The sequence below is a fragment of the Nocardioides potassii genome (assembly GCF_021648885.1).
In the GTDB taxonomy this organism is placed as follows: Bacteria; Actinomycetota; Actinomycetes; order Propionibacteriales; family Nocardioidaceae; genus Nocardioides; species Nocardioides potassii.
The window spans coordinates 127,378-150,000 of sequence record NZ_JAKJHZ010000007.1; the positions used below are offsets into that span (position 1 = coordinate 127,378).

Annotated in this window: 19 protein-coding genes; 8 read left to right on the forward strand and 11 right to left on the reverse strand. The window is 73.6% G+C overall.

From position 1 onward, the window contains the following. Nucleotide 1: 1 nt before the first annotated feature. The 6 genes from L2K70_RS11425 to L2K70_RS11445 all read left to right on the forward strand — a co-directional run bounded on the left by L2K70_RS11425 (nt 2) and on the right by L2K70_RS11445 (nt 9,875). Complete coding sequence (locus L2K70_RS11425) at nt 2-481, forward strand: CinA family protein (RefSeq protein ID WP_236401964.1); 480 nt, start codon at nt 2-4, stop codon at nt 479-481. Between the two features lie 57 nt (nt 482-538). Continuing rightward, on the forward strand, nt 539-673 hold the full coding sequence (locus L2K70_RS21165; RefSeq protein WP_268930482.1) for a hypothetical protein: 135 nt from the start codon (nt 539-541) through the stop codon (nt 671-673). 36 nt (nt 674-709) lie between these two features. After that, nucleotides 710-4,072 (forward strand): exodeoxyribonuclease V subunit gamma, encoded by a 3,363-nt coding sequence (gene recC, locus L2K70_RS11430; RefSeq protein ID WP_236401965.1) that lies wholly within the window; start codon nt 710-712, stop codon nt 4,070-4,072. A gap of 1 nt (nt 4,073) precedes the next feature. After that, nucleotides 4,074-7,445: a UvrD-helicase domain-containing protein gene (locus L2K70_RS11435; protein ID WP_236401966.1), complete on the forward strand. Its 3,372-nt coding sequence runs from the start codon at nt 4,074-4,076 to the stop codon at nt 7,443-7,445. A 13-nt stretch (nt 7,446-7,458) separates the two neighbouring features. Continuing rightward, nucleotides 7,459-9,216 (forward strand): exodeoxyribonuclease V subunit alpha, encoded by a 1,758-nt coding sequence (recD, locus tag L2K70_RS11440; RefSeq protein WP_236401967.1) that lies wholly within the window; start codon nt 7,459-7,461, stop codon nt 9,214-9,216. Between the two features lie 62 nt (nt 9,217-9,278). Further along, nucleotides 9,279-9,875 (forward strand): ACT domain-containing protein, encoded by a 597-nt coding sequence (locus L2K70_RS11445; protein WP_236401968.1) that lies wholly within the window; start codon nt 9,279-9,281, stop codon nt 9,873-9,875. A 180-nt stretch (nt 9,876-10,055) separates the two neighbouring features. Here the strand turns inward: L2K70_RS11445 and L2K70_RS11450 are convergent, their stop codons facing one another. Further along, a complete protein-coding gene (locus L2K70_RS11450; protein WP_236401969.1) occupies nt 10,056-11,372 on the reverse strand; it encodes an MFS transporter in 1,317 nt (438 codons plus the stop codon). Between the two features lie 103 nt (nt 11,373-11,475). Between L2K70_RS11450 and L2K70_RS11455 the strand changes: the two genes are divergently transcribed. Together L2K70_RS11455 and L2K70_RS11460 are read left to right on the forward strand one after the other, a co-directional pair. After that, nucleotides 11,476-11,658: a hypothetical protein gene (locus tag L2K70_RS11455; RefSeq protein ID WP_236401970.1), complete on the forward strand. Its 183-nt coding sequence runs from the start codon at nt 11,476-11,478 to the stop codon at nt 11,656-11,658. Nucleotides 11,659-11,770: 112 nt separating this feature from the next. After that, nucleotides 11,771-13,474: a sensor histidine kinase gene (locus L2K70_RS11460; protein ID WP_236401971.1), complete on the forward strand. Its 1,704-nt coding sequence runs from the start codon at nt 11,771-11,773 to the stop codon at nt 13,472-13,474. A 192-nt stretch (nt 13,475-13,666) separates the two neighbouring features. Here L2K70_RS11460 and L2K70_RS11465 read toward each other — a convergent pair whose 3' ends face one another. The 10 genes from L2K70_RS11465 to L2K70_RS11510 form a co-directional block, all read right to left on the reverse strand. Further along, complete coding sequence (locus L2K70_RS11465; RefSeq protein ID WP_236401972.1) at nt 13,667-15,712, reverse strand: flagellar biosynthesis protein FlhA; 2,046 nt, start codon at nt 15,710-15,712, stop codon at nt 13,667-13,669. Nucleotides 15,713-15,794: 82 nt separating this feature from the next. Beyond that, nucleotides 15,795-16,961, reverse strand: coding sequence for an EscU/YscU/HrcU family type III secretion system export apparatus switch protein (locus L2K70_RS11470; RefSeq protein ID WP_236401973.1), 1,167 nt, complete (start codon nt 16,959-16,961; stop codon nt 15,795-15,797). A 3-nt stretch (nt 16,962-16,964) separates the two neighbouring features. Beyond that, nucleotides 16,965-17,729: a flagellar biosynthetic protein FliR gene (locus tag L2K70_RS11475; RefSeq protein ID WP_236401974.1), complete on the reverse strand. Its 765-nt coding sequence runs from the start codon at nt 17,727-17,729 to the stop codon at nt 16,965-16,967. Between the two features lie 3 nt (nt 17,730-17,732). Then, nucleotides 17,733-18,002 (reverse strand): flagellar biosynthesis protein FliQ, encoded by a 270-nt coding sequence (fliQ, locus tag L2K70_RS11480; RefSeq protein WP_236401975.1) that lies wholly within the window; start codon nt 18,000-18,002, stop codon nt 17,733-17,735. 6 nt (nt 18,003-18,008) lie between these two features. Beyond that, entirely contained in the window at nt 18,009-18,920 is a 912-nt protein-coding gene (gene fliP, locus L2K70_RS11485; protein WP_236401978.1) for a flagellar type III secretion system pore protein FliP, read from the reverse strand. Next, on the reverse strand, nt 18,917-19,495 hold the full coding sequence (locus L2K70_RS11490) for a FliO/MopB family protein (RefSeq protein WP_236401980.1): 579 nt from the start codon (nt 19,493-19,495) through the stop codon (nt 18,917-18,919). Before L2K70_RS11490 ends, fliP begins: the two co-directional genes overlap by 4 nt. Before the next feature lies 1 nt (nt 19,496). Next, entirely contained in the window at nt 19,497-20,255 is a 759-nt protein-coding gene (gene fliN, locus L2K70_RS11495; protein WP_236401989.1) for a flagellar motor switch protein FliN, read from the reverse strand. Next, nucleotides 20,252-21,226, reverse strand: coding sequence for a flagellar motor switch protein FliM (locus L2K70_RS11500; protein WP_236401990.1), 975 nt, complete (start codon nt 21,224-21,226; stop codon nt 20,252-20,254). The genes fliN and L2K70_RS11500 overlap by 4 nt, the downstream gene beginning before the upstream one ends. A 59-nt stretch (nt 21,227-21,285) precedes the next feature. Continuing rightward, on the reverse strand, nt 21,286-21,723 hold the full coding sequence (locus L2K70_RS11505) for a flagellar basal body-associated FliL family protein (RefSeq protein ID WP_236401992.1): 438 nt from the start codon (nt 21,721-21,723) through the stop codon (nt 21,286-21,288). Beyond that, nucleotides 21,720-22,622, reverse strand: coding sequence for an OmpA/MotB family protein (locus tag L2K70_RS11510; protein ID WP_236401994.1), 903 nt, complete (start codon nt 22,620-22,622; stop codon nt 21,720-21,722). The genes L2K70_RS11505 and L2K70_RS11510 overlap by 4 nt, the downstream gene beginning before the upstream one ends. Nucleotide 22,623: the final 1 nt, after the last annotated feature.

The following is a 22,623-nucleotide window of genomic DNA, read 5'->3' on the forward strand; positions in this document are numbered from 1 at the left end:
GGTGACTCAGGAACAGTGCCCCAGGGATGACGAGCTGGTGTCGGCGATCGCGGCCTCGGCCGGGGAGAGGAGCCGGACAGTGGCCGTGGCGGAGTCGCTCACGGCCGGCCAGGTCTCCTCGCTGCTCGGCCAGGGGCAGGACGCCTCGACGTGGTACCGCGGCGGGGTCGTGGCCTATGCGCCCGAGGTGAAGTTCGACGTGCTCGGTGTCACCCCCGGCCCCGTGGTGACCGACGCGTGCGCGCGGCAGATGGCGGAGGGCGTACGACGCCTGCTCGGCGCGGACGTCGCCGTCGGTGTCACCGGCGTGGGCGGGCCGGACCCCCAGGAGGGGAAGCGGGCCGGCACGGTCTTCCTCGCCGTCGCCGACGAGCGCGGAACCCGGTCGCGCGAGCTCGTGATCGACGGCGATCCGGAACAGGTCGTGTCGTCGACGACGAGCGGCGTGCTCGCCGAGCTGGCACGAGCGCTCGACGCCTGACGTCCGGACCTGGCACCCGACCTCGCATGCTTGGAACGGCGTCGGGTACGGATGTCCATGGATCCCCGACACGAGCCTGACCGGGTCGACCCGACGAAGCAGAGCGGGCGGCCGCTGATGATCACCCTGGTGCCGATCGGCCTCGTCCTCGCCCTCGCCGTCCTGGTGGGGGTCTTCTTCCTCGCGCGCTGACCCGGGGTGTCGGTCGCCGCTCATAGGGTGGCGCCCGTGACCGTGCACCTCCACACCGCCGAGCGGACGGACGCGCTGGCCGACGGCCTCGCGGACCTGCTGGTCACACCCCTGCCCGACCCGTTCGCGCGCGAGGTCGTCGTCGTACCTGCGCGCGGGGTCGAGCGCTGGCTCACCCAGCGGCTGTCCCACCGGCTCGGTGTCGGCAACCGCGGCGGTGACGGCGTGTGTGCGGGCGTCGACTTCGTGACGCCCCACTCGCTGGTGTCGATGCTGCTCGACCGCGAGGCCGAGGACCCGTGGAGCCCCGACCGGCTGGCCTGGCCGCTGCTCGAGGTGATCGACGGCTGCCTGGACCAGCCCGGGTTCGACGACCTCGCCCGCCACCTCGGCCACGGTGACCCCGCCGACGAGCGGTCGGCGCGGCGCTACGCCGTCGCCCGGCGGCTGGCGGGGCTCTTCGGGTCCTACGCCGTCCAGCGGCCACAGCTCGTGCGCGACTGGCGGGCCGGCGACGACACCGACGGCGACGGGCACGAGCTGGCCCCCGACCTGCGGTGGCAGGCCGAGCTGTGGCGACGCCTCGTCGAGCGGGTCGAGGCACCCGCGCCCGACCTGCGCCACGCGGACACGGTCGAGCGCCTCGAGGCTGGTGCGGAGGGGCTCGACCTGCCCGGCCGGCTGTCGCTCTTCGGGCACACCCGGCTGCCGGTGACCGAGGTCGAGCTGCTGCGCGCGCTCGGCCGGCACCGCGACGTGCACCTCTGGTTCCCGCAGCCCTCCCCCGCCCTGTGGCAGGCACTCGCGCCGACGGCCGCCGTGGGTCCGGTCGCGCGCGCCGACGACGACTCGGCGGCACTGGTCCACCATCCCCTCCTCGCGTCGCTGGGCCGCGACTCGCGTGAGCTGCGACGCACCCTGGGTGAGCTCGAGACCCAGCAGCACAGCGCCGGCCACGCCGACCCGTCGACGCTGCTCGGGTGGCTCCAGGCCGACCTCCGCGCCAACCGCTCGCCCGACGCCGCCACCCTCGCCCCACGCGTGCGCGCGGCGCGCGACCTCTCCGTGCAGGTGCACGCCTGCCACGGCACCGCCCGGCAGGTCGACGTGCTCCGCGAGGTCCTCGTCGGCCTCCTCCAGGACGACCCGACGCTCGAGCCGCGCGACATCCTCGTGATGTGCCCCGACATCGAGACCTACGCGCCGCTGATCTCCGCGGGGTTCGGCCTCGCCGACGTCGCCGACGAGGACGCCGGCCACCCGGCCCACCGGCTCCGCGTGCGCCTCGCCGACCGGTCCCCGGGCGCGACCAACCCGCTGCTGGGCGTGGCAGCCGACCTCGTCGAGCTCGCCGCCGGCCGGATGAGCGCCACGGCCGTGCTCGACCTCGCCGCGACCGAGCCGGTGCGGGCGCGGTTCGGGTTCACCGACGACGACCTCGAGCGGATGACCCGCTGGGTCGACCAGGCCGCGATCCGCTGGGGCTACGACCGCGACCACCGCGCCGCCTTCGGCCTCGACCTCGACGCCAACACCTGGCTCACCGGCCTGCAGCGGGTGCTGCTCGGCGCCGCGATGTCCGGCGAGGGACACCGCTACGTCCGCTCCACCCTGCCGATCGACGACGTCGGTGACAGCGACCTCGAGCTGGTGGGCACGTTCGTCGAGATGGTCGACCGGCTCCACACCTTCGTCCGCGCCGCGCGTGACGCCACCTCGGTCGCCGACTGGACCACGGCGCTCGGGCGCGCCGTGCACGGGCTCACCGCCAGCAGCCCCGACGACGCGTGGCGGGTCGCGCAGTTCGACCGCGAGCTCGCCCGGATCTCCGCCGGGGTCGGCGACCACCAGACCCGCCTGCGTCACGCCGACGTACGCGCGCTGCTGCGGCACCGGCTGCGCGGCCGGCCGACGCGGAGCAACTTCCGCACCGGGACGCTCACCGTCTGCACGATGGTCCCGATGCGGTCCGTGCCGCACCGGGTGGTCTGCCTGGTCGGCCTCGACGACGGGGTCTTCCCGCGACTGGAGTCCGTCGACGGCGACGACGTGCTCGCCCGTCGACCGCTGACCGGCGAGCGCGACATCCGCTCGGAGGACCGGCAGCTGCTGCTCGACGCCATCGGCGCCGCCACCGAGACACTCGTCATCACCTACGCCGGTCGCGGTGAGCACACCAACGACGACAAGCCTCCGGCCGTCCCGCTCGGCGAGCTGCTCGACACCCTCGACCGCACCTGCAGCGGGCCGGTGCGCGACGACGTCGTCCTCCAGCACCCCCTCCAGCCGTTCGACGAGGCCAATCTCGCACCCGGTGCGCTGGTGCGGGCGGTCGACCGGCCGTTCTCCTTCGACCGTACGGCGCTCGCCGGCGCCGAGGCCGCCCGCGCGCCACGGGCCGCGCCACGCTCGCTCGTCCCCGACCCGCTCGTCGTCGCCGACCAGCCGACCGAGGTGTCGCTCAGCGACCTCCAGGACTTCTTCGCCCACCCCGTGCGCAGCTTCCTGCGGCACCGGCTCAGGGTCACCACCCCCTACGACGTCGAGGAGACCAAGGACGCCGTCCCGATCACCCTCGACGGGCTCGAGAAGTGGCAGGTCGGCGACCGGCTGGTGCACGACGTCCTCACCGGCGGCGACCCGCAGGCCGCGATGGTCGCCGAGCAGCTCCGTGGGCTGCTGCCGCCGGAGGACCTCGGCTCGGCGATGCTCACCGACATCGTCCAGAAGGTGAGGCCCCTGGTCGAGGCCGCGCTGCCGCTGCGGTCGGGGCCTGCGCGCACCCTCGACGTCGACATCGACCTCGGCGACCGCCGGCTCACCGGCACCGTCTCCCACGTCTTCGGCAACAACCTGGTCGCCGTCAGCTACTCCAGCCTCGGCGCCAAGCACCGTCTCGCCGCCTGGCTCGACGCGCTCGCGCTGGCCGCCGGCCACCCCGACGAGAACTGGACGGCGCACACCATCGGTCGGTGGGGGCGGTCGGGTCGCCGCGCGCTGGTCTCGCCGATGCCTGACGACGAGGCCCGCACCCACCTGCGCGAGCTCGTCGACGTGATGGAGCGCGGGCAGCGCGAGCCGCTGCCGATGCCGGTGAGGACGAGCCTCGCGTTCGCGGAGGAGTTCCGGATCGGCGCCCAGTCGGGTGGGGGTGGCCAGGCCGACCCCGACCTCAAGGCGCGCGCGGAGTGGGTCACGCCGCGCTTCAACGAGACCGGCTTCCCCAAGGAGGACGGCGACCAGTGGCACGTCCGGGCCTGGGGCGAGGCCGCCCCCTACGAGCTGCTGGCGTCCCCGCTCCTCTCCGACGAGGAGGGTGACGCGCCCCACCGCCTGGGCCACTACGCCCTCCGGGTCTGGGCGCCGCTGCTCGACCACGAGCTGGTGCGGGGGATCTGACGTGGCGTCCGAGCGGGAGCAGATGCAGACCTTCGACATCGCCGGGCCGCTGCCGACCGGCACCACGTTGCTCGAGGCGAGCGCCGGCACCGGCAAGACCTGGACCATCGCCGCGCTCGTCACCCGCTACCTCGCCGAGGGCGTCGCGACGCTCGAGGAGATGCTCGTCGTCACGTTCACCCGCGCGGCGAGCCAGGAGCTGCGCGACCGCGTGCGCCGCCAGCTCGACGGGGCGGCGGCGGTCCTCTCCGACCCGGGCACTGCCGACCCGGCCGACACGCTGCACACCTGGCTCATCGACGCCGACGACGCCGAGCGCCGTGCCCGCCTCGGCCGGCTCACCGATGCGCTGACGTCGTACGACGCCGCGACGATCGCGACGATCCACCAGTTCTGCCAGCTGGTGCTCCGCAGCCTCGGGGTGGCCGGCGACACCGACACCGGGGCGGTGCTGGTCGAGGACCTCGAGCAGCTGACCAGCGAGGTCGTCGACGACCGCTACCTCCAGCTGTTCGCCCGGCAGGAGAAGGCGCCGTGGACCCGGGAGGAGGCCTACGCGATCGCGCGCGAGGTCGTCAACGACCCGCGGGCCCGCGTCGCCCCGCAGGAGGCGCTCACCGAGGACCCCGAAGGGGGTGCGGCCGCGCGCGTCCGCTTCGCCTGCGAGGTCCTCGACGAGATCGACCGGCGCAAGCGCCGCCTGGGCGTGCTGTCCTACGACGACCTGCTGGGCCAGCTCGCCGACGCCCTCGGCCCGGAGGACTCCCCCGCCCGCGCGCGGATGCGCACGCGCTGGAAGGTCGCCCTGATCGACGAGTTCCAGGACACCGACCCCGTGCAGTGGCAGGTCTTCGAGCGCGCCTTCCACGGCGTCTCGACCCTCGTCCTCATCGGTGACCCGAAGCAGGCGATCTACGCCTTCCGCGGCGGCGACATCGTCACCTACCTCAGGGCCGCCGAGCAGGCCACGACCCGGCAGACCCTCGGCGTCAACTGGCGTGCCGACCAGCCGCTGCTCGACTCCCTCCACGTGCTCGTCGAGGGCGCCGCCCTCGGCGACGACCGCATCGCGGTCCACCCGGTGTCCGCCCACCACCCGTCCTCGCGGCTCGACGGCGCCGGACCTCCGTTCCGGCTGCGGGTCGCGCGCCACGCGGAGCTCCGCCGCACGAAGCCGCGCATCGGCGACTGGCGCGAGCACGTGCTGACCGACCTGGCCGCCGACGTGAAGCGGCTGCTCACCGGGGGCGCCACGGTCGAGGTCGACGGCCAGGTGCGCCCGGTCGAGCCGAGGGACGTCGCCGTGCTGGCCGCCCGGCGGGCCGACCTGCTCGCCGCGCAGGAGGCGCTGGCCGCGGTCGGCGTGCCTGCTGTGCTCAACGCCGGCGGCTCGGTCTTCAAGACCGCGGCCGCGACCCAGTGGCTCACCCTGCTCGAGGCGCTCGAGCAGCCGCACCGCGCCGACCGCGTGCGCGCCGCGGCGCTCACCGACTTCTTCGGCCGGACCGCCGAGGAGCTCCAGTCCGAGGACGACCCGACCGACGAGCTGAGCGAGCACGTACGACGTCTTGCGGACGTGTTCGCCGCGCGTGGCGTGGCGGCGGTGCTGGAGAGCGCGGTGCTGGGTGGCCTCGTCGCGCGGGTGCTGGGCCGCGTCGGCGGCGAACGCACGCTGACCGACCTGCGCCACATCGGTGAGGCACTGCACACGGTGACGGTGGCCGAGCGGCTCGGGGTGGTCGGCCTGCTCGGCTGGCTGCGCACCCAGGTGGCCGACGAGAAGGTCGAGGTCGCCTCCGAGCGGACCCGCCGCCTCGACTCCGACGCGGCGGCCGTGCAGCTGGTGACGATCCACGGCAGCAAGGGCCTGGAGTACCCGATCGTCTACCTCCCGACGCTGTGGGACCGGTGGGTGCGCGACGAGGACGTGCCGCTCTTCCACGACGCCGACGGCGAGCGGTGCCGCGACGTCGGTGGACCGAGCCGGTGGCGCGACGCGGCCGTCACCCGCAGCCGCCACGAGGACGCGGGCGAGTCGCTCCGCCTGCTCTACGTCGCGCTCACCCGGGCCCAGTCGCAGGTCGTGGCGTGGTACTGCCCGACCGCCAACAACACCGCGTCGGCCCCGCTCCACCGGATGCTCTTCGGCCGGGCGCCCGGCCACGCGTCGGTCAACGACGTCCAGCCGGTGCTCGGCGACGACGAGGTGGTGGAGATCCTCGCCCGCTGGAAGGCCGCCGGCGGGCCGCAGCCCGAGCTCGCCATCCCCGGCACCGTCGACACCACCCCGATCGACCGGGCGCTGCCGCCGTTGTCCGTGAGGTCGTTCGACCGCGAGGTCGACACCGCCTGGCGCCGCACGTCCTACTCCGCGCTCGCCGCGGCCGGCGCGCCGCACGCGAGCACGGCCGACCGGGTGCTGTCGGAGCCGGACGACGCCCCGGAGGTCGACGACCTCGAGCTCGACGAGCTCGACGACCCGGCCGATGCGTCCGCCCACGCGGTCGACGCTGCCCTGACGGCGGTCGCCTCGCCGATGGCCGACCAGCCGGTGGGGGCGGCGTTCGGCTCCCTCGTCCACGAGGTCCTCGAGCACGCCGACCCGGCGGCCGACGACCTGCGCGCCGAGCTGCTCGCCCTGGTCGAGGAGCACCGCGCGTGGTGGGCCGTCGAGGTGGACGCCGAGGGCCTCGCGGACGCACTGGTGCAGGTCTGCGACTCGCCGCTCGGGCCGCTCGCCGGCGGCCTGACCCTGCGGGACATCCACGTGCCCGACCGGTTGCGCGAGCTCGACTTCGAGCTGCCGCTCTCCGGCGGCGACCTGGCGCCGCCCGCTGCGTCCGCCGCGGCCCACGTGGTGCTCGGCGACCTCGGCCCGCTGCTGCGGGCGCACCTCCCGGAGGGCGACCCGCTGCTCGCCTTCGCCGACACCCTCGAGGGCGATGCCGACCTGGCCGCCCAGCGGCTGCTCGGCTACCTCACCGGCTCGATCGACGTCGTGGTGCGGGTCCCGGTGGACGGACGGCTGCGCTACCTGACGATCGACTACAAGACCAACTGGCTGGGCGACCGTGCCGCGCCGGCGACGGCCTGGGAGTACCGCCCTGCCGTCCTCGACGAGGCGATGGGCCACTCCGACTACCCGCTCCAGGCCCTCCTCTACACCGTCGTGCTCCACCGCTACCTCCGCTGGCGGCTGCCCGACTACGACCCCCACCAGCACCTGGGCGGCGTGCTCTACCTCTACCTCCGCGGGATGTGCGGCCCGCAGACCCCGCTCGTCGCCGGCCGGCCGTGCGGCGTCTTCTCGTGGCAGCCACCGGTCGCCCTGGTGACCGCACTGTCCGACCTCCTCGACGGGGCCCGACCATGACCAAGCACCCCGCATGACTGATCTCTTCGAGCCCGTCGACGCCACCGACGCCCGCCTCGCGCTGGGCGCCACCGGGCTGCTCGCCGACCTCAACGCCGCCGGCGTGCTCACCAGTGCCGACGTGCACGTGGCCCTCGCGCTCGGGCGCCTCGGGGGCGAGGACGACGAGCGGGTGCTGCTCGCCGTGGCACTGGCCGTGCGGGCAGTGCGCAGCGGGTCGGTGTGCGTCGACCTGGCGACCGTCGCGGATCCTGCGGACCTGCCCTGGCCGGACCACGACGCCTGGGTCGCGGCGGTCGCGGCGAGCCCCCTCGTCGGGCTGGGTCTGGTCCGCTGGGACAACGACCTGCTCTACCTCGACCGCTACCACGAGCAGGAGACCCAGGTCGTCGACGACCTGCGCGCCCGCGCCGCGACCGCGCCCGCCGTGGACGGCGGGCTGATGGAGTCGTCGATGTCGCGCGTCGTGGCTGCGATGCAGCGGGCCCGTCCGGGGTCGTCGTACGACGAGCAGGTGGCCGCGTGCCTCGCCGCGGCCGGGCAGTGGACGACCGTGCTCACCGGTGGGCCGGGCACGGGCAAGACGACGGCGGTCGCGAGCCTCCTCGTCGGTCTCCTCGACCAGCACCCCGGCGGGCTGCGCATCGCCCTCGCCGCGCCCACCGGCAAGGCGGCCGCCCGGCTGCAGCAGGCGGTGCACCAGGAGGCGGAGGCGTTCGACGAGTCCGACCGGGCCCGGTTGGCCGGCGTCACCGCCTCGACCCTCCACCGGCTGCTGCGGCCCGACCCGGGCAACTCGACCCGCTTCCGCCACAACCGCGGCAACCGCCTGCCCCACGACGTGGTGGTCGTCGACGAGGCGTCGATGGTGTCGCTGACCCAGATGGCCCGGCTGCTGGAGGCGGTGCGACCCGACGCCCGGCTGGTCCTCGTCGGCGACCCGCACCAGCTCTCGTCCGTCGAGGCCGGGGCGGTGCTGAGCGACGTGGTGCGCGGCTTCCAGGGCCGCGGTGACTCGCCGGTCGCGGCGCTCGAGTCGACGCACCGCTTCGGCGCCGAGATCCACGAGCTGGCCGAGGCGCTGCGCACGGGTGACGCCGACGCGGCCCTCCACGTGCTGTCCGCCGGGCACGACGCGGTCGAGTGGGTCGACGAGGACGACCCGTCCTCGCGGATCCGGAGCACGGCGCTGGCCGCCGCGCTGGCGGTCCGCGACGCGGCCGAGCACGGCGAGGTCGAGGGCGCCTTGCGGGCGCTCGACCAGCACCGGCTGCTGTGCGCGCACCGCGACGGCCCCTACGGCGTGCGCCACTGGAACCGTCGCATCGAGCAGTGGCTCACCGCGGAGACCGGCGACCCGCTGTTCGAGCGCGCCTACATCGGCCGCCCCCTCCTGGTGACGGCCAACGACCACCAGCTCGGCGTCTACAACGGCGACAGCGGGGTCGTCGTACGGACCCCGGGTGGGCCACGCGCGATCATCGCCGCGAGCGACGGCCCGCGCGACCTGGCGCCCTCGCGGCTCGGCGACGTCGAGACCATGCACGCGCTGACGATCCACAAGTCCCAGGGCTCGCAGGCCGACGTGGTGACCGTGCTCCTCCCCGACGAGGAGTCGCGGCTGCTCTCGCGCGAGCTCTTCTACACCGCCGTCACCCGAGCGCGCTCGCGCGTGCGGGTGGTCGGGTCGGAGGCGTCGATCCGCGCGGCGATCGGCCGGCGGGCACAGCGTGCGAGCGGGCTCGCCGTACGCCTGGCGGCGGCCCCGTGACCGCGTCCCACGAGGCGGCCAGTGGAAATCTCCGCGACACAGAGTCCCGCTAGCCTCGTCGCATGCCCTACCTGATGCGTGTCGAGCTCCCGGACGTCCCGGGATCGCTGGGCCGCGTCGCGAGCGCGATCGGTGAGGCCGGCGGGGACATCGACGCGATCGAGATCGTCGAGAAGCGCGACGGCTACGCGGTCGACGACGTCCTGCTCGAGATCCCGCACGGCACGATGCCCGACTCGATCGTCTCCGCGTGCGGCGTGCTCGACGGCGTGAGCGTGCTGTGGATCAACCGCTACGCCGCCGGGGGCAACCTCTTCCTCGACCTCGAGGTCGTCGAGTCGCTCACCGAGGACCCCTCGACCGCCCGCGACCGGCTGGTCGACCTGCTGCCGATCGCGTTCCGCGTCGACTGGGCGGCGCGCGTCACGGCCGACGGCGGCCGTGTCGTCCACGCGACCGACGCCGCACCCACGACGTTCTCGTTCGAGCCCGTCACCGAGCCCGTACGGCTCCCCGGCGACGACGTCTACGTCGAGTGCGCTGCCCCCTTCGGCGACGACGTCGTCCTGATGGGCCGCCGCGGCGGTCCGGAGTTCCTCGACTCCGAGCTCGCCCGGCTCGAGCACCTCCTCGGCCTCGCGATCACGATCTCCCGCTGACTCCTACCTCGGGCGCCGTACGACGCGCAGATGGGCGGTGACCGCCGGGCGGTGAGCACAGCAGGTTCCGGACGGTCAGAAGGCGCGCTGCTCACCGCCACCCGGCGCAGCGGTGAGCAACGACAGGTTCCCGACGGTCAGAACGTGTGCTGCTCACCGCTGCCCGGCCGACCGGAGCGCTCAGGCGACCGAGCGGATCCGGGTGACGAAGACCGAGCCGAGGACGCAGAGCACGAAGCCGACCGCGTAGACCACGCCGTAGCCGACCGAGAACGACTCGCCCTGGGTGGCCACGCTCCCACCCGCGGCCCGTACGACGACCAGGATCAGGCCCGCGACCGCCGGGGCGATCACCTGCGGCAGCGCGGAGGCGATGTTGATCACGCCCAGGTCCTTGGCGCGGTCGCTCGCGCCGGGCAGCACCTGGGTGATGAGCGCGAAGTCGACGGCCTGGTAGACGCCGAACCCCGCGCCGAGGACGACCGCGGCGAGCAGCGCGCCGGGCCAGGCCTGCCACGTCCCGAGGACGAGCATGCTGAGCCCGATGAGCAGGCCGGAGCACGTCACGAAGATCTTGCGGCGACCGACGCGGTCGCTCCACGCACCCACGACGACCGTGGTCGCGACGGTCGTGCCGCCGTAGATCAGCACGAGCAGGCCGAGCTTGGCGGTGGCGTCGTCGTCGGTGAAGCCGAGGCCGTCGGTGAGGTAGTAGAAGAGGTAGTTCAGCGCGATCCAGTTGCCGAGGTTGACCAGGAACCGGGTCACCCAGGCCCACGCGAAGTCCGGGTGCTCCTTCGGCGAGACCCAGAAGGACCGCAGCAGCTGCTTCCAGTCCATCGGTGCGAGCTCGTGGTCGCTTGGCAGCGGGATGTCGCGGGAGCCGAGGACGTAGGGCACCGACAGGACCAGCATCACGACCGCGATCACGACGTAGCCCTGCGCGATCGAGCCGGTCCACTCGGCGATCTTGATCCCGAGCAGGACGCCGACCGTTCCGGCGATCGCGATCATCCCGCCGATCAGGCCCCGCTGGGGCACCGGCACCTGGTCCGGCACGGCCGCGGTGCCGCCGGCCCAGGCCGCGTTGAGGGCGAGCTGCACGAGGCTCCAGCCCAGGATCATCGCCGCTGCACTGTCGGCGCCCGACAGCAGCAGCAGCCCGACCGCGCCGATGAGGACCCCGCCGATGACCCACGGCACGCGGCGGCCGAGGCGCGAGCGCGTACGGTCCGAGAACGCGCCCCAGACCGGGTTCGCCAGCAGCGAGATCATCGCGCCGACGAACAGCACGACCGAGAGCAGCAGCTCCTTGCTCAGGCCGCCGGGCTCGGCGTCCGCCACCCGGGCGGCCTGCTGCGCGAGCAGCACCTGGATCGGACCGAACCACCCGGCCATCAGACCGAGGTTGAGCATCACCAGGGACGCGGTCCAGCGCACCGGCGGCGCGTCGACGGGTTCGTCGAACGCCGAGCGGGACGTGGTCGCGGTGGTCACGGCGTCATTGTGCCCGTGACGTGCACGAGTCGACCGAGCCGCGGACGCATCCCTCGCGCCGAGCCGGGGTACGACCGGGTCACGTCCGCGAGAGGAGTGCACCATGAGCGCGCACGACGCCCAGCCCGACATGCCCGGCGAGGCCGGCACGCCCCAGCCCTCGGACCCGTTCGAGCCCGAGGCACCGGCGCACGTCGACCCTGATCCCGAGACGTCCGCGCACCGCGACGAGGACGACGAGGCGACCGTCGACGGCGCGGACCCGTCCCCGCCGCAGCCGAGCTGACAGCCCCGCCCGGCAGCGACCTCGCAGCCGGGCGGCGCGGCCCTCCTTCCCCTCGTCGAAGCGCAGCTCGAGAAGCGCCACAGAGCCCGAGCCGGCTGCTTGAATGGCCGGCATGGTCTTCTCCGGCGATCCGGCGCTCCGCCGGTCCGACCTGCTGGCCATCGTCTCGGTGCTGGACGTCGACGCGGTCCTCGAACGGGCTGTCGACATCGGGGCCGACCGGACGGGCGCGTTGGCCGCCGCCCTCGCCGTCGTGGACGAGGGACCCGAGGAGGACCTCCTCGAGGGTGACCCCGCCGAGGACGAACCGGCCCGTGCCCTCCTGCGCACCTACGGGATCGACGGCGACGCCGCGGCCGCGCTGCGCGAGCGCCTCGGCGCCGCCGGCCTGATGGGAGAGCCCGGACACCCGCCGCAGGAGCACCTGTCGAGGGTGCGTGACCCGGAGACGGGTGCCGAGGTCCTGCGCGTGCCGGTGGTCGTCCACGGCCGGCTCTACGCCGACCTCCTCCTCCTCGAACCGGAGGGCGGGACGTTCGCGACGGAAGGGGTCGAGGCCATCGAGGTCCTCGGCCGGGTCACCGGCGTCGCCGTGCGCAACGCGCTGAGCTACACCCTCAGCGAGCGTCGCCGCGAGTCGCTGCGGCTCGCGGCAGCGGTCGACCAGTCGGTGCAACCGCCGTTCCTCCTCACCGCTCCGACGGAGCGCATCGCCGACGGGGCACATCGCATCGCCGGCGCGCGTGCCGCGGCGGTCGTGTCGTCCGGCCCGGACGGCATCGACGTCATCGCCTCGGCGGGTGTGGTCGACGACTTCCTGGCACGGACCCTCGCCTCGGTCACCGACGAGGTCCGACGGGCGCAGGACGACCAGCGCGAGTTCGCGGTCCGGCGCGAGGCCCACACCGTCTGGGGCATGCCCCTGCAGTCCAAGGTCGCCGACGCCGGCATCGTGGTGATGGTCCTCGACCACGCGCGACCGCGCCGGTCCACCGATGACCGCGAGCTTCTCGGGGACTTCGTACGGCACGCGTCCCTGGTCCTCGACCACGCCGTCCTGCAGCAGGAGCGCCATCACGCGGTCCTGGCCGCCGATCGAGACAGGATCGCCCGCGACCTCCACGACGTCGTGATCCAGCGCCTCTACGCCACGTCGCTGAGGCTCCGGGCCGGAGCGGCGAGCGGTGAGGACGTCGGCGAGCACGTCGACGAGGCGATCCGGGAGATGGGCGAGTCGATCAGGGACATCCGCGGCACCATCTTCGAGCTCGAGCGCGGCCGCTCGCGGTCCGTGCGGAGCGACGTGCTGGCCCTCGCCCGGGAGTACGACGCGGTGCTCGGGTTCTTCCCCGTGGTGCGGTCCCGGGGAGCGGTGGACTCCCTGGTCGGGCCCGAGCTCGCCGACCAGGCGACGGTCGTGCTCCGTGAGGCGCTGTCCAACTGCGCGCGGCACGCCGCCGCGGGGCGGTGCGAGGTGGACGTCTTCGTCGACTCGGGCTGGTTCAACCTCGTGGTGACCGACGACGGCCGGGGGATGTCCGCGTCCGACCTGCCGGGCAACGGCCTGCGCAACCTGCGCTCCCGGGCCCGGGAGCTCGGCGGAGACCTGGTCGTCGAGGCCGCCGAGCCTCGCGGCACGCGGCTGAGCTGGAGGGTGCCGCTCGGGGCTCAGGAGGCGGTGACGTCGTCCTCGGGCACGGGGGCCGACTCGGTGACCGACGCCGCCGTTCCGGTGACCGGGGTCGAGGAGTCCGACCACAGCCACTCCGAGGCGAGCGACAGCACCACCCAGCACAGGCCGGCCACGACGAGGTAGCGCACCAGCGCCACGTCGACGGGAAGGTCACCGGCGGCAGCCTCGGCGAGCGCCGGCGAGGTGAGGAGTGCGGCGACGACGAGCATCGCGCCCGATATCGGCTTCATGCGGGATCCCTTCGCGGACGTGGACGTGGACGGGGGCGAGGACGGGAACGGGACTGGCGCAGGCGCACGGGAGCGCGGCTCGGGGTCACGCCGTCACCGCCAGCCGGTCGCCGGTCACGGTGCCGACCGAGCGGACCTGCGCGGCACCCACGAGCTCGGTGTAGGAGAGCACCGCCGTGGTCTGCAGCACCGGAGCGACCATGCGTCGCACGGCCGCCCGCAGCTGCGGCGCACAGACGACGACGGGGCGCAGGCCACGCTCCTCGGCGGCGGTGCGGAGGTCGGAGAGCTCGCCGAGCACGCTCTGGCCGACCAGTGGGTCGAGCGCGACGACCGAGCCCTGGTCCCCCGGGCGGACCGACTCGAGCATCCGCTGCTCGAGGCCCGGTTCGAAGCTGATGACGTGCACCGCCCCGTCGATGAGGTGCGGGGCGGCGATGGCCGGTCCGAGCGCGGCGCGGGCGGACTCGACGAGGAGGTCGGGGTCTTTCGTGACCTGCGCGCGCAGCGACACCGCCTCGAAGATCCGGACGAGGTCACGCACGGCGACGCCCTCGACCAGCATCCCCTGCAGCACGCGCTGGACCTCGCCGAGGCTGAGCTGCTGCGGCGTGAGCTCCTCGACCACGACGGGGTGGCTGCGTCGGACGAGATCGGTGAGCGTCTTGACGTCCTCGCGTCCCAGCAGCCGGGCGGCGTGCTGCCCCACCACCTCGGCGAGGTGGGTCGTGATCACGGAGGCGCGGTCGACCACGGTCGCGCCGTTGAGCTCGGCCTGCACCCGCAGCTCGGCGGGGATCCAGGACGCCTCGAGGCCGAACACCGGCTCACGCGTCGGCTGGCCGGGCAGGGCGGCCACGTTGTCCCCGATGGCCAGGACGGTGCCACGCGGCGCCTCGCCGCGCGCCACCTCGATCCCGAACAGACGGATGGCGTAGGTGCTCATCGGCAGGTCCGCGCTGTCACGGGTGCGCACCGGCGGGACGATGATGCCGAGCTCACCGGCGATCTTGCGCCGCAGCGCCCGTACGCGGTCGAGCAGGTCGCCGCCGCTGGCCGCGTCCACCAGGTCGATGATGTCGGGCGAGAGCTCCAGTCCGAGCGGGTCGACCTGGATCTCGGCGGCGAGCAGCTCGGGCGAGTCGGGCGCGGGGCCGGCCACCTGCTCGACGAGCAGGCTGTCCTCCGCCTCCACCGGCGCGGGCACCCGCGTCGAGGCCAGCAGCATGATCCCGCCGGCACAGATGAAGGGCAGCTTGGGCAGGCCCGGGATGAGGCAGATCCCGAGGGCGCCGAAGCCGGCGATCTGGAGGGGGAGCTTGTTCGAGGTGAGCTGCCGGACGATGTCGGAGCCCATGTCGGAGTCGCCGGTGTTGCGGGTGACGATGAGGCCGGTCGCGGTCGAGAGCAGCAGGGCCGGGATCTGGGAGACGAGGCCGTCGCCGACCGACAGCAGGCTGTAGGTCGAGACGGCGTCGCCGAGCGAGAGCCCCCGCTGCGCCATGCCGACCGCGAAGCCACCCAGCAGGTTCACCAGGGTGATGATGATCGCCGCGATCGCGTCGCCCTTGACGAACTTCGACGCACCGTCCATCGCACCGTAGAAGTCCGCCTCCGCGTGCACCTCGTGGCGGCGCCGACGCGCCTCGTCCTCGTCGATGAGACCGGAGTTGAGGTCGGCGTCGATGGCCATCTGCTTGCCGGGCATCGCGTCGAGGGTGAACCGGGCACCGACCTCGGCGACGCGCTCGGCACCCTTGGTGATCACGACGAACTGGATCACCAGGAGGATCGCGAAGACGATGAGCCCGACGATGAGCGAGCCGCCGACGACGAAGTGGCCGAAGGTGTCGATCACCTTGCCGGCGTAGCCGTCGAGCAGGACCAGGCGGGTGGCGCTGACGTTGAGCGCCAGGCGGAACAGGGTGAGCACCAGGATCACGGCGGGGAAGGCCGCGAACTCCAGCGGACGGTGGACGAACATCGCGACGAGCAGGACGAGCAGGGCGCTGGTGATGTTGAGCGCGATGAGCATGTCGAGCACCACCGCAGGCAGCGGGACGACCAGCATCACGATGATCATCACGATGCCGCCGGGCACGCCCAGCTGGAGCAGACGCTTGGGAACCACGGAGTGCCTCTCGGGGGTCGAGCGCGTAGCGCGGGGCGCGCCGTCCGTGGCACCGGTGACACCGTCCTGGTCTCATCCGTCCTCATCGGCCGGGCGCGAGCGCTCCTGAGGAGTTCGGCGCGTCGAGCGCAGGGGTACGACGGCGGCGGCCCGCGACCGGCACTTGCGGCAGGTCGGCCTCGTGACGTGGGCTGCGGTGCTCGCCCCCGCGAGCCCCGCCCGAACGGCGCGAGATGACGAAGGCGAGGACCTGGGCCACGGCGGCGTACAGCTCCGGGGGAATCTCCTGCCCGACGACGGTCGAGCGGTGCAGGGCCCGCGCGAGGGGGATGTCGCGCACCAGGGGGACGTCGTGCTCGGCCGCCTGCTCGCGGATCCGCTGGGCGACCAGGCCGGCCCCGCGCGCCACCACCCGCGGCGCGCCGCGCTCGGCGTCGTACCGCAGGGCGACGGCGACGTGCGTCGGGTTGACCAGCACGACGTCGGCGCTCGGCACGTCGGCCATCATGCGGTTGCGGGAGGCGGCGAGCTGGCGCGAGCGGATGGCGCCCTTGAGCATCGGGTCACCCTCGGTCTGCTTCGCCTCCTGCTTGACCTCGTGCTTGGACATGCGGGTCTGCTTGCCCATCCGGCGGCGCACCATCGCGTAGTCGACGAAGGCCATGACGAGCCCGGCCACCGCCACGCTGCGCACGAGCGAGAGCACCTGGTCGCGGACCGCCTGGAGCACCGCCGCCACGGGGACCAGCCCACCGATCAGCGGCATCAGCGACGTCACCGCGCCGTAGACCATGAACCCGACGACCGCACTCTTGAGCAGCATCTTCGCGCCCTCCCAGAGCGCCTGCGGCCCGAAGATGCGCTTGAGGCCCTGGAGCGGGTTGAGCTTCTTCAGCGACGGCTTGACGCTCTTGGTGGCGAGGAAGAACCCGCCCTGGGCGACGGCGGACCCGACGCCCACGAGCATCACCCCGGTGCCGAGGGCGACAAGGGTGACCATCACGTGGCGGGCGCCCCGGCCGAGCAGGGTGGTCGCGTCCGAGACCTCGACGTGCCCGCGCAGCGTGAAGCACTGGTGCATGAGCTCCGCGATCGCGGCGAGCTCGCGGCCCAGCAGCGACGGCAGCAGCATGCCCACGAGCAGGAGCGTCGCCCACCCGCCGATCTCCTGCGTGCGGGGGACCCGACCCTCCTTGCGCGACTCGCGTCGCCGGCGCGCTGTCGGTTTCTCGGTCTTCTCCTCCGACATCGCTCACCCGCTCACGAGCGCGAACTGGGCCTCGTTGGCCAGGTCGACCAGACGTGAGACCACCTCCGGGAGGACCGGGAAGGACAGGCCGAGCAGCAGCAGGGTGAGGCCGATCTTGGCCGGGAACATGACGTTGAGGGCGTTCAGGTGCGGCGCCACCTTGGTGAGCAGCGCGAGCCCGAGGTCGGCGACGAAGAGCACCGCGATCAGGGGCAGCGCGATCTGGACCGCGGTGACGAAGAACATCCCGACGGCCGTGACCAGCACGTGCGAGGCGCCGTCGATGCGCGGCGTCTCACCCAGGGGCAGCACCTCGAAGGTGCGCAGCAGCCCGCCGAGGACGAGCAGGTGGCCGCCGGTCGCGAAGAGGATCATCACAGCGAGCATCTGGTGCAGCTTGCCGAAGACGGTGTTCATGTTCATCGACAGCGGGTCGAAGCCCTGCGCGAGCTGGAAGCCGCCGAAGGTGTCGATGAGGGAGCCGGCCGTCGCGACGGCCGCGAGCAGCACGTACGTCACCAGGCCGAGCGCGGAGCCGATGACGACCTGCGTGAGTGTCGTGACGAGCAGCTCACCGGTCGTGACGGGGACGGAGCCGCGCTCCACCGTGGGGACCACGGCGAAGGCGAGGCCCAGGGAGAGCACGACCTTCGCCGCCACGGGGACCGCGCGGCCGGCGAACGGCGGGACCAGCGCCAGCCACGCGATGATGCGGATCGAGGCCAGCAGGTAGGCCAGGAGCGGCTCGCCCGCGACGGTCAGGGTCACCGCTCAGCCCAGGAGGGTCGGGACCATCGCGAACAGGTCCTGGGTGAAGTCGATGAGGGTCTGCAGCATCCAGCCGCCCGAGACGACCAGGGCCACGCCGACCCCGACGAGCTTGGGGACGAAGGCCAGCGTGAACTCCTGGATCTGCGTCATCGACTGGAACAACGAGATCGTGAAGCCGATGACGAGCGAGGTCAGCAGGATGGGCGCCGACAGCTTGAGCGCGACCACCATGGTCTGGAGGGCGATGTTGATGACGGTGGTGTCGGTCACGGTGGCCTACCGGTAGCTCGAGACGACGGACGTGATGACGAGCCCCCAGCCGTCCACCAGGACGAACAGGAGGAGCTTGAAGGGCAGCGACACCATGACCGGCGGCATCATCATCATGCCGAGCGCCATGAGGGCGCCGCTGATCACGATGTCGATGACCAGGAAGGGGATGAAGATGATGAAGCCGATGATGAAGGCCTGCTTGAGCTCGCTCAGCACGAATGCCGGCACCAGCGTGGCCATCGAGACGTCCGCCCGGTCCTTCGGCAGGTCGCGCTGGGCGACGTTGGTCAGCAGCCTCAGCTCGTCGTCGCCGGTCTGCTCCAGCATGAAGTCGCGCAGGGGCTGCACCCCGTCGCCGTACGCCGCCGAGGCGGTCTTGTCGCCCGCGAGATAGGGCTGGAGCCCGGTGTCGTTCATCTGGCCGAGCACCGGGGCCATGATGAACAGGGACAGGAAGAGCGCGAGCCCGGCGAGCACCTGGTTGGGCGGGATCTGCTGCAGCCCGAGGGCGTTGCGGGTCAGGCCCAGCACGACGAGGACCTTGGTGAAGCTGGTGCAGGTCAGCAGGATCGCCGGGAGCAGCGAGAGCAGCGACAGCGCCAGGATGACCGTGACCGGCGTGCTCGGCTTGTCGGTGATCCCGTCGAGGTCGATGGTGACCGAGCTGTCGGAGCCGGGACCGGCCGGACCCTGCGGCGCCTTCGGGCCGCGCGGCCCGTCGGGTGCCATCGGCAGCGCGGCCGGGGACAGGACCGCCGGACTCGCGCTCACGAGGCCCGGCGTGACCGGGGCCGCGGACGCCGGGGCGAGGAAGAGGCCGAGGACGACGGCGAGGCCGAGCGCGGCCGCGGCGAGCGCACCGCCGATCAGCCGGACCAGCCGGACGGACCGGGGCCGGCGAGCCGGGGCCTTCACGACGCCTTGCCCGTGGCGGCGGCCAGTGCCTGCCGCCAGGTCTGGGGGGAGAGCACGGAGCCGGCGAGAGCGCCGTCGGCGACGCTCGCGCGCATCGACGAGCGGGCGGCGGAGCGGGACGCCGACCGGCTGGCGGCCGCCCGCGGCGTCACCGCGCGGTGGGCACCGCGAGGGGACGGCGACGGCGCTGCCGCCACGACGGGCGGCGCCGGAGCGACGTCCGCGGCGAACGCGGACGCGAGGTCCTCGGTGATGACGGCGGTGAGCCCGGCCTCGTCGGCCTCGTCGGCCGCGACGCCGTCGGGGTCCCCGGGCGTCTCGAGGTCGGCGAGCTCGTCGGGATCGAGCTCGGTGAGCAGGCTGACCTGCTGGTCGGTGGCGCCGACGAGCAGCACCCGCGAGCCGACGCTGATGACCGTGACCGACGCGCCGCGGGAGAGCGCCTGGCGGTGCAGCACCTGCACCGGCGCGCCGGCGCGGGCGCCGTAGCGCCTGCCCACCACGCGGGCGAGCAGCAGCATCAGTCCCACGACGACCGCCAGGGAGGCGACCAGTCGCACGGTCAGCTCGAGCACGTCAGCCCGCTGTCGTCTCGTCGACGATCTCGGTGACGCGCAGCCCGAAGTCCTCGTCCACGACGACGACCTCGCCCCGGGCGATCAGGCGGCCGTTGACCAACAGGTCGGCCGGGCTCCCGGCGGCGCGGTCCAGCTCGAGCACCTCGCCCGGGGAGAGTGCCAGCAGCTCGCGCACGGTGAGGCGGGCCCGGCCGAGCTCGACCGTCACCTCCATGTCGACACCGTGGAGCATCTCGATCCCGCGTGCGGCGACCGGTGTGGACACAGCGGGCGAGCCCGGGGCGGAGGTGTCCGACCCGCGGACCGCGTCGATGGCGGCCGCGGCGCCGTCGGAGACCAGGAAGGCGCCCGCCGGTGCGGCGTCGCCCACGAGCGGGACGAGGGTGAAGGCGTTGCCCAGGTCCGCGGGGACGGCGTCGAGCGCCACCTCGCGGGCGGCTCCGCAGCCGACCCCGAGGGCGGCGGCGGCCGCGTCGAGCGCGGGCTGGGTCGCGGCGGCCAGGTCGAGGCCGCCCATCGGGCTCTCGGCCAGGGCGGCGACGAGGTCGGCGCCGACGAGGACCGCGATGCGGGGCGATCCCGGCAGGTGCAGGTCGGCCACGCTCGCACCGGCGAAACCGGCACACCCGGCCACGTCACCGGCAGCCGGCTCGCCCGCGACGAGGGGCGTCGGGGCGGGGAGCACCTCCGCGGCGGCGGTCGCGGCGGGGAGCAGGCGAGCCCCCAGGGCGGCGGGCAGGTCGGTCACGGCGGTCATGAGCTCTCCTTGGTGTGGGCACTGGTGCTGGCGCTGCCGACGACCAGGGCGGCGAGGCGTGCGCCGTGGACGCCTGCCGTCGCGTGGGCGAACGTGGCGTCGCCGACGACGACGTCCAGCGGCGCGCCGGCCCCGTGCGCGAGGCGTACGACGTCCCCCACCGCGAGGTGGGTGAGCGTGCCGGGGTCGAGGCGGGTGGGGCGGAACCGGACGACGGCGTCGACCGGCACGTCCTGGAACCGGCGGTCGACGAGCTCTGCGGCCCGCGAGCGCAGGGCCCGCTCGCGCTCGGAGACGGCCGCGGGCGCGGCTGCGCGGGCCAGGAAGGGGTGGAGGCCGGTGAAGGGCAGGCACAGGGTGATGCGGTGCGAGCGCTCCTTGATCAGGAGGTCGAAGGTCGCCACCACGACGACGTCGCCCGGCGCGGCGGCCTGGGCGAGCTGGGGGTGGTACTCCGTGCCGACGTGGGTCGGGGTGATGTCGACGATGCCGGCCAGGCCGGTGCCCAGCTCGGCGAGCAACCGACCGATGACCTTGTCGACGACGGCGCCCTCGATGTCGCTCAGGGGGCGTTCGGGCTGCGTCTCCGAGCCCGGGCCGCCGAGCATGAGGTCGAGCGCGCTCATCACGGCCGGGAGCGGCACGTCGAGCAGCGCGAGGCCCGGCACCGGGTCGATGCCGACCGTGACCGCGTAGCTCATCGCGTCGAGGGAGTCGACGTGCTCGGCGTAGGTCTGCTGCGCCACCCCGTCCAGCTCGACCGTGCACACCGAGCGCAGCGCCGCGGTGAAGACCGTGCCCATCTGCCGCGCGAAGCCCTCCAGGCTCACCTGCAGCAGCCGGGTGTGCTCGCGCGAGAGCTGGATCGGGCGTCGGAAGTCGTAGGCCGCGGGCGCGGAGCCGCTGCGGGCGCGCCGACGACCCCGGGCACCGGGGTGCGCGGGTCCGCGAGGCGGCTGCAGCGTCGTCACGACAACCGGTATCGGCCTGCCGGCCGGGGACCTGAGGGTTCGGTGCGACGCGAACCCGGCTACTGGGTGACGAACTCGGTGAAGTACACCTCCATCACGGCGCCCTCGTAGTCGTGGTCGAGCGTCTCGGTGAGCTCGTCCTTGAGCTTCTGGCGCTGTCCAGGCTTCATCAGCTCGGCCTGGTCCACCCCGCTGAAGAGGTCGATGGTGGCGTCGAGCGCCTCGCTGCCGTCGGCCTCCTTCGCGTCGGCGGTCAGCTGCAGCGCCAGGCCGATCCGCAGGTAGTGACCGTCGGCGAGGTTGACCTGGATCGGCTCCAGCGTCAGCACCTCACCCGGCTCCGGCTCCTTCGGGCCGGAGGGCTTGAGGAAGAAGAACCAGCCCGCGGCGCCCGCGACGAGGAGCACCACGACGATCAGGACCAGCTTCTTCTTGCCGCCCTTGGCCGGCACCTCGTCGGCGCCCGCGGCGGGCTTCTCGAGCGTGGCGGTACTCATGACTCTCCTCCAGTGGACGGGTTCTTCTCGGGGGTGGGCCGGGCCGCGGCGACGTCGTCGAGCAGCTCACGGGACGCGGCGGGCAGCGCGGAGAGGACGACGATGTCGACCCGCTTGTTGATGCGTTGGGAGCCCGGCTTCGACGGGTCGACCAGCGGCCTCTCGTGGCCGTACGCCGCGGCGCTGAGGCGGGTGCCGGGGATGTGGCCGACCTCGCTGAGGTAGCGCAGGACGGTGATCGCGCGGGCCGAGGACAGGTCCCAGTCGGTGGCGAAGAAGCGCGGCTTCACTGGCACCTGGTTGGTGTGGCCGTCGATGCGCAGGTCCTCGGTCGTCCCCCGCAGCACCGGAGCCACGACCTGCAGCACGCGCTGGCCACGCGGGCTCAGCTCGGCGCGGTCGGGCTCGAAGACGACGTGCCGCGAGGTCAGGCTGAGCACCAGGCCGCGGTCGTCGACGCTCCGGGTCACGTCCCCGGCCAGGCCCGACCTGCGCAGGGCGCGGGCGAGCTTCTTGCCGAGCTCGTCGAGCCGGGCGACCTCGAGCTGCGCGTCGGCGTACTCACGGTCCTGCTGGGCCACTGCCTGCTCGGCACGCTGCTGGGAGGGGGTGGGTCCGGAGCCCATGAAGTTCTCCGCGCGCACCGGCGCGATGGCGGCGACGCCGGGCTGGTCGAGCGTGGACTCCGAGCCGGTCATCACCGACGTCGAGTCGCCGAAGCCGGCGGCGAGGCCGTCCTTGAGGGCGTTGAACTTCTTCTGGTCGACCGAGCTCATCGCGAACATGACGATGAACAGCACCATCAGCAGCGTGACCATGTCGGCGTAGGTGACCAGCCACCGCTCGTGGTTCTCGTGCTCCTCGTGCTCCTCGCGGCGCCGCCGCCCCCCGCCGGACACC